Annotated in this window: 5 protein-coding genes; 2 read left to right on the forward strand and 3 right to left on the reverse strand. The window is 69.3% G+C overall.

What is annotated here, in order from left to right; genetic code table 11:
* Window positions 1–5: 5 nt before the first annotated feature.
* Window positions 6–1148: a Rieske 2Fe-2S domain-containing protein gene (locus ACOADB_RS17520; protein ID WP_378601218.1), complete on the reverse strand. Its 1143-nt coding sequence runs from the start codon at window positions 1146–1148 to the stop codon at window positions 6–8.
* A gap of 38 nt (window positions 1149–1186) precedes the next feature.
* Between ACOADB_RS17520 and ACOADB_RS17525 the strand changes: the two genes are divergently transcribed.
* Together ACOADB_RS17525 and ACOADB_RS17530 are read left to right on the forward strand one after the other, a co-directional pair.
* Window positions 1187–2374, forward strand: coding sequence for an acyl-CoA dehydrogenase family protein (locus tag ACOADB_RS17525; RefSeq protein ID WP_378601220.1), 1188 nt, complete (start codon window positions 1187–1189; stop codon window positions 2372–2374).
* A gap of 9 nt (window positions 2375–2383) precedes the next feature.
* Entirely contained in the window at window positions 2384–3433 is a 1050-nt protein-coding gene (locus ACOADB_RS17530) for an acyl-CoA dehydrogenase family protein (protein WP_378601222.1), read from the forward strand.
* 9 nt (window positions 3434–3442) lie between these two features.
* Here the strand turns inward: ACOADB_RS17530 and ACOADB_RS17535 are convergent, their stop codons facing one another.
* Window positions 3443–4360 (reverse strand): MBL fold metallo-hydrolase, encoded by a 918-nt coding sequence (locus ACOADB_RS17535; protein ID WP_378601224.1) that lies wholly within the window; start codon window positions 4358–4360, stop codon window positions 3443–3445.
* A gap of 21 nt (window positions 4361–4381) precedes the next feature.
* Complete coding sequence (locus tag ACOADB_RS17540; protein ID WP_378601226.1) at window positions 4382–5893, reverse strand: LVIVD repeat-containing protein; 1512 nt, start codon at window positions 5891–5893, stop codon at window positions 4382–4384.
* Window positions 5894–6026 lie beyond the last annotated feature (133 nt).

The following is a 6026-nucleotide window of genomic DNA, read 5'->3' on the forward strand; positions in this document are numbered from 1 at the left end:
CCGGGCTACGCGTCCGCCGGGGTCTCGGCCGACTCGGCCGCCACCTTCGCCAGGTTCTCGGCGACCTCGGCGTGCCAGTACTCATTGGCCTTGGTGGTGTCGACCTCGAACTCGAACCGGTCGACCATCTCGGGCTTGATGTCCGCGACGTCGACGTAGTACTGCTCGTACCAGCGGCGCAGCTGGTAGACCGGACCGTCCTCCTCGCACAGGAGCGGGTTCTGGACGGCGACCTTGTTCTCCCAGATGGCGACGTCCTGAAGGAAGCCGTCACCGAAGGACTCGGTGTAGCGCTCGGCGATGTAGGCGCAGGTCTTCTCGTCGAGGCCCTCGGGCTTGCGCACGCTGATGCCGTACTGCAGCGTGAAGGACTCCGGTCCCGTCGGGATGTGGCAGTTGATCAGGATGACCTCGGTGACGAAGCCCTTGTAGTCGACCTCGAGCCAGTTGATCATGTACGACGGCCCGTAGTAGGTCGCCTCCGACTTGAGCGTCGAGTTCTCGTCGCCGTACCCACCCCCCATCGTGTCGGGGCGGCCCTTCGACTCCATGAATTGCGTGGCGGTCGTGCCGTCGAAGACGTTGCGGAAGCTGGTCGGGAACGCGAAGTGCACGTAGTAGAAGTGCGCCATGTCGGCGACGTTGTCGATCAGCTCACGGCAGTGCGAGCCGTTGATCTCGCGGGTGTGCCACGACCACGGCGTGTACTTGTCCGTCATCACGTCGGGCAGCTCGGGAGGCAGGATGTCGTGGTCCGCGGCCGAGCCCTCGGGGTCGTTCCAGATCAGCAGCTGGCCGTTGCGCTCGACGGTCTCGTAGCGCTGGGTGCGCGCGCGCAGCGGGACACGCCGGGCGTAGGGGATCTGCTTGCACTTGCCGTCGCCGCCCCACCGCCAGTCGTGGAACGGGCAGGCGATCTCGTCGCCCTTGACCTCACCCTGGGTGAGGTCGCCGCCCATGTGGCGGCAGTAGCCGTCAAGGACGTTGAGCTCGCCCTTGCTGTCCTGCCAGACGACGAGCTTGGTGCCGAAGCCGTTGATGGCGTGCGGCTTGCCGTCACGGAAGTCGGACGCGAGGCCGAGGCAGTGCCATCCGCGCGCGAAGCGCAGCGGTGCGGTTCCCTGATCCAGGAGGCGAGTGTCGGTCATACTAGAACACGTTACAGTTTTGTGGTTACCCTAGCAACATGCACATCGATCTGGAGCCGCAGCAGATTGCCCTGCGCGAGGAGCTCCGCGAGTACTTCGCACAACTGGTCACCCCCGAGATCCGCGCCGGCCTGGCGTCCGCGACGGGCGAATTCGGCGAGGCGGGCGTCTATCGCGACGTCATCCGCCAGATCGGGTCCGACGGCTGGCTGGGCATCGGCTGGCCCAAGGAGTACGGCGGCCAGGCCCGCTCGATGGTCGAACAGCTCATCTTCACGGACGTGGCGGCCATCGCCGGCGTACCGATCCCATACCTGACGCTCAACACCGTCGGGCCCACGATCATGCGCTTCGGCAGCGACGAGCAGAAGGAGTACTTCCTCCCGAAGATCCTCGCCGGTGAGCTGCACTTCTCCATCGGCTACTCCGAGCCCGGGTCGGGCACCGACCTCGCATCGCTGCAGACGAAGGCCACGCTCGAGGGCGACGAGTGGGTGATCAACGGCCAGAAGATGTGGACCTCGCTGATCCAGTACGCCGACTGGCTCTGGTTGGCCTGCCGCACCGAGCCCGACGCGTCACGCCACAAGGGACTGTCGATGATCCTGGTGCCTGCGCAGGCCGAGGGCGTCTCCTACACCCCGGTCCACACGGTGGCCGGCGTCGGAACCTCCGCGACCTACTACTCCGACGTCCGCGTCCCCGCCGAGAACGTCGTCGGCGAACGCGGCGGTGGCTGGGCGCTGATGACCAACCAGCTCAACCACGAGCGGGTGGCCCTCACCTCCGCCGCGCCCCTCCAGCACTCGTTGACCCTGGTCAAGGACTGGGCGCGCGAGACCCGCAACCCGGACGGCTCCCGGGTCATCGACACCGAGTGGGTGCAGATCGCACTTGGCCGGGCCCACGCCCGGATCGAGGCGCTGACGCTGATCAACTGGAAGCTCGCTGCCGACGCCGACCACGGCGTTGCCCTCTCGCCTGCCGAGGCGTCGGCCACCAAGATCTACGGGTCCGAGCTCGCCACCGAGGTCTACCGCGCCCTGATGGAGGTCGTCGGGCCGCATGCCGGCATCACGGGTGACTCCCCCGGCGCCGCCCTGGCCGGGCGCCTCGAGCGGTTCCACCGCTCCTCGCTGGTGATGACGTTCGGTGGCGGCACCAACGAGATCCAGCGCGACATCATCGGCTACATCGGACTTGGCCTGCCGGCCGCAAAGCGCTAAGGGACAGACATGGACTTCCTCTTCACCCCCGAGCAGGACGAGGCCGCCGAGCTCGCGGCCCGGATCCTCGCCGACAAGACCACGAACGACCGCCTCAAGCAGGTCGAGGCCGGCGGCGACCGCTTCGACCGCGACCTCTGGGCCGACCTGGTCACGGCCGGCCTGACGACCCTGCACCTCCCCGAGGCAGAGGGCGGCGCAGGTCTCGGGCTCATCGAGCTCGCCCGGGTGCTGGTCGAGGTCGGCCGCCGGGTCGCCCCGGTGCCGCTGGCCGTTCACGGCGCCTGCACGGCGCTCCTCGCTGGTGCGAATGTCGCCGTCGGCGACCGCCTCTACGCGGCCGCGGTGGCCGAGGAGCGGGCACACCTGCCTGCTTCCCCGGTCGTCACCGCCGACGGCACCGGCACGCTGGCGGGCACCAAGACCCTCGTCCGCGCCGGCATGGCAGCCGACGCGTTCCTCGTCACCGCGACCGGCCCTGACGGTCCGGGTGTGTACGTCGTCGACGCGACCGCTCCCGGCGTCGACCGGGTCGCGCAGAAGACGAGCGACGGCGACGTCGCTGCGCTGGTCACCTTCACCGGCGCTGCCGCGACCCGGGTCGGGGACGGGTCGACCGCGACGCGTCTCGGCGAGCTGCTCATCACGCTGGCGGCTGCCGAGCAGCTCGGAGTCACCGAGGGTGCGTTGAGGCTCACGGCGTCGTACGCGAAGACACGCGAGCAGTTCGGCCGTCCCATCGGGACGTTCCAGGCCGTCTCGCAGCGCCTGGCCGACGGCTTCATCGACGTCCTCGGGCAGCGCCTGACGCTGTGGCAGGCCGTGTGGCGCCTGCAGGAGGGCATGCCGGCAGCGACCGAGGTCGCCACCGCGAAGCTCTGGGCCGCCGACGCGGGCCACCGCATCGCGCACACCACCGTCCACGTGCACGGCGGTGTCGGCATCGACATGGACGGCGAGGCGCACCGGTACTTCACCACCGGCAAGCGGTTCGAGTTCCTGTTCGGCGCGGCCACCGAGCAGGCGCTGCTGATCGGCCGCGCGTTCGCTGCCAGCTAGTCCAGGCCGTTACAGACCGCGCCAGGGGTCCTCGCGCTGCCACACCCTCGGGAAGTGCAGTGCGACCCCCTGGGCGGTCGCGAGCTCGTCGAACACGCGCATGGTGACGTCGAGGTCGTCCCCGGCGTAGGGCAGCGCCCGGAGCGGTTGGTCGAGGGGGCGGAAGAAGTCGTCCCAGTGGGTGAGGACGACCCGCCGGGCAGCGACGGTCTCGACCGTCTCGGCCCAGTACGTCCGGATGTAGTCCTCGCTCTGGATCCCGAGCTGCCCGACCCCGAGGTACGCCACGTCTGCCTGCCGCCCGGCGAGCGACCCGGCGACGTACCCGGCACTGCCCTGGAGCAGCGCCGTGCGACCGCTCGTGTGCTCGACGAGGATCGACCACGCCTCACCGCACTTGTAGGCGCCCGTCTTCACGGGAGGGACCAGGGGTTCGGACACGACGCCCGGGAAGCGGTCCGGCGGGCAGTGGTGCGACTCGATCAGGGTGAGGGTGAAGGCGCCGTACGTCATCGGTTCGCCCGGGGTCGCGACCTTGATCCGGTCGGCAGCCAGGCCGTGCCCGCGGCCGATGTTGGCCGTCGACTCGCCGCCCACGAGAACCGCGCCGGTCCGGTCGGCCACGACCGCAGAGTCCATGGCGTGGTCGTAGTGGGTGTGGACGGGCAGGACGGCATCGAGTTGGTCGACACCGGCGCGCGCCAGGCATCGGGCGATCCGGTGCCGGTCGGGTGCGATCGTGCCGACGACCGCCTTCAGCAGCGGCGGCCGGGAGAAGAAGCCGTCGGTCATCACCGCTGACGTTCCGTCGTCCAGCAGCAGGCTGGCGACGCCGAGGAAGGTCACACCGAAGGCGTCCTCCGCGTCCGGAACGTCGAACCGGTCGGCGTACTGGGTCAGGTCAGGCCGACCGAGCTTGAGGCGCATGTCACCACGCTAGCGGGCAAGTCACCGCTGCAGCAGCGCGGCTGCCGGCCCTCGCAGGCCGACGGAGAAGAAGCCCTCATCCATGTCGGTGTACCAGACCTCACCACGCTCGACGTCCCAGGCGGGCTGTGACATTGCGGCGGCGCCGTCGGGGCCGGGCTGGTTGAAGTAGCCCACCTCGCGCGGGCGCTCGACGTCGGAGATGTCGAACAGGCGCAGGCCCGAACCGACCATGGAGCACGCCGCGATCTGCGGATCGTCGCGGGTCGGGAGTGAGCAGTAGTGCCCGGTGTAGCTCCGGACGATCATCCTCGCGCCTCGGTCGCCCATCACTTCGCCGCGGAGGAGCGGGTCGTGCACGTCGAGCCGGACGTTGGACACGACGACGGGGGCGCGCGGGTCGGTGACGTCGATGATCCGGGCCGCTCCGACTGGGCTCCTGGCGGAGTTGAACTGCGTGATGTCACCGAAGAGGTCGCTGAACTCGTCGACCTCGAAGACGTATCTGCGAGAACCGCGGGTGAACGGCTCGGCGACCTGGGGAATGGACGACTCCTCCCACGTCAGCCGGGACAGGAGCCGGAGCCGGGGCGCCGAACGTCGGTCCTGGATGTCGGAGACGTCGAGGATGTCGAGGCCGGCACCGTTGAGGACGGTTCCGTCAAGAATGCCCGGGCTGCCGATGTTCGCGGCGTACATCGTGCGTCCGTCGTCGGAGAGGCGCACGCCGTGGTAGACGACGCCCGTCTTCGTGTGCAGGATCCGCGGCCGCCGCGGTTCGGCCAGGTCGACCGCCGTCAGGGTGAAGCCCGCGGCACCGGCGGTCCAGAACGTCTGCCCGTCGGGCGAGAAGCCGCTCTCATGCCCCATCACGCCTGACAGGGTCGTCGACATGAGTCGAGGCCTGCGGCAGTCCTGGCTCACGTCGTACACGTCCAGGACTCCCGGCGCGGTCCCCAACGTGCCCATCACGGCCGCGAGGAGTCCGCGCTTCTCGTTGACGAGCAACGATTCATGGGGCTGGAGCATGGCGGGTGTGATCAGGTTCGCCGTCTTCACGGGCCTTGCCGGGTCCGTCATGTCGAGCACCACGACCCCGAGACCGGCTCCTCCGGTGAGAAGGGTGGTGATGTTGAGCCCGACCATCAGTGCTGAGTCGTAGTAGGCGCAGGTCCGTCCGGTCACATCGGTGTAGCGCTGGACCTTGTAGCCGCCCGAGCCGAGCACGGACCGCTTGCCGTGGTGACCGACCTGCACCGTGTTGCAACGGTAGCCCTGAGCTGCCCGCCCGGACTCGTAGTCGGACGTCGGCACCCGCCCCTGGGCCGATGTCTCCCGCAGGTCACCGTCCGCACACGAGGCCTCCGGAACACCGCTCAGGGAGAGGTCCGCCCGGGACGAGCCCGCCGTCGCCACGGCACCGGTGACGACCAGCACAGCAGCCAGCAGTGCGAGCAGCATCCTCCGGAGGCCCGGGGAACGGCGGCCGTCCTGCGCGTCGCCCGTGTCCTCGTGACCGATTCCGTACCCCATGACGACTCCCGTGTCGCGTGCGGCATGGCGTGACCAGCCGACAAGTCCGGACACCTTCGCACAGGCCCGCGGACGTGTCGACCGTCTCGGCTCCCCCTAGCTGTGATGCCCAGGGAGGTTGTCCCGCCCTCCG

Origin of the sequence: Nocardioides sp. CPCC 206348 (assembly GCF_048654705.1) — a bacterium.
In the GTDB taxonomy this organism is placed as follows: Bacteria; Actinomycetota; Actinomycetes; order Propionibacteriales; family Nocardioidaceae; genus Nocardioides.

Bases quoted from the DNA above. Each gene is read 5' to 3' on its own strand.
- ACOADB_RS17520 (WP_378601218.1), bottom strand. From the start codon at position 1,148: ATGACCGACACTCGCCTCCTGGATCAGGGAACCGCACCGCTGCGCTTC.
- ACOADB_RS17525 (WP_378601220.1), top strand. From the start codon at position 1,187: ATGCACATCGATCTGGAGCCGCAGCAGATTGCCCTGCGCGAGGAGCTC.
- ACOADB_RS17530 (WP_378601222.1), top strand. From the start codon at position 2,384: ATGGACTTCCTCTTCACCCCCGAGCAGGACGAGGCCGCCGAGCTCGCG.
- ACOADB_RS17535 (WP_378601224.1), bottom strand. From the start codon at position 4,360: ATGCGCCTCAAGCTCGGTCGGCCTGACCTGACCCAGTACGCCGACCGG.
- ACOADB_RS17540 (WP_378601226.1), bottom strand. From the start codon at position 5,893: ATGGGGTACGGAATCGGTCACGAGGACACGGGCGACGCGCAGGACGGC.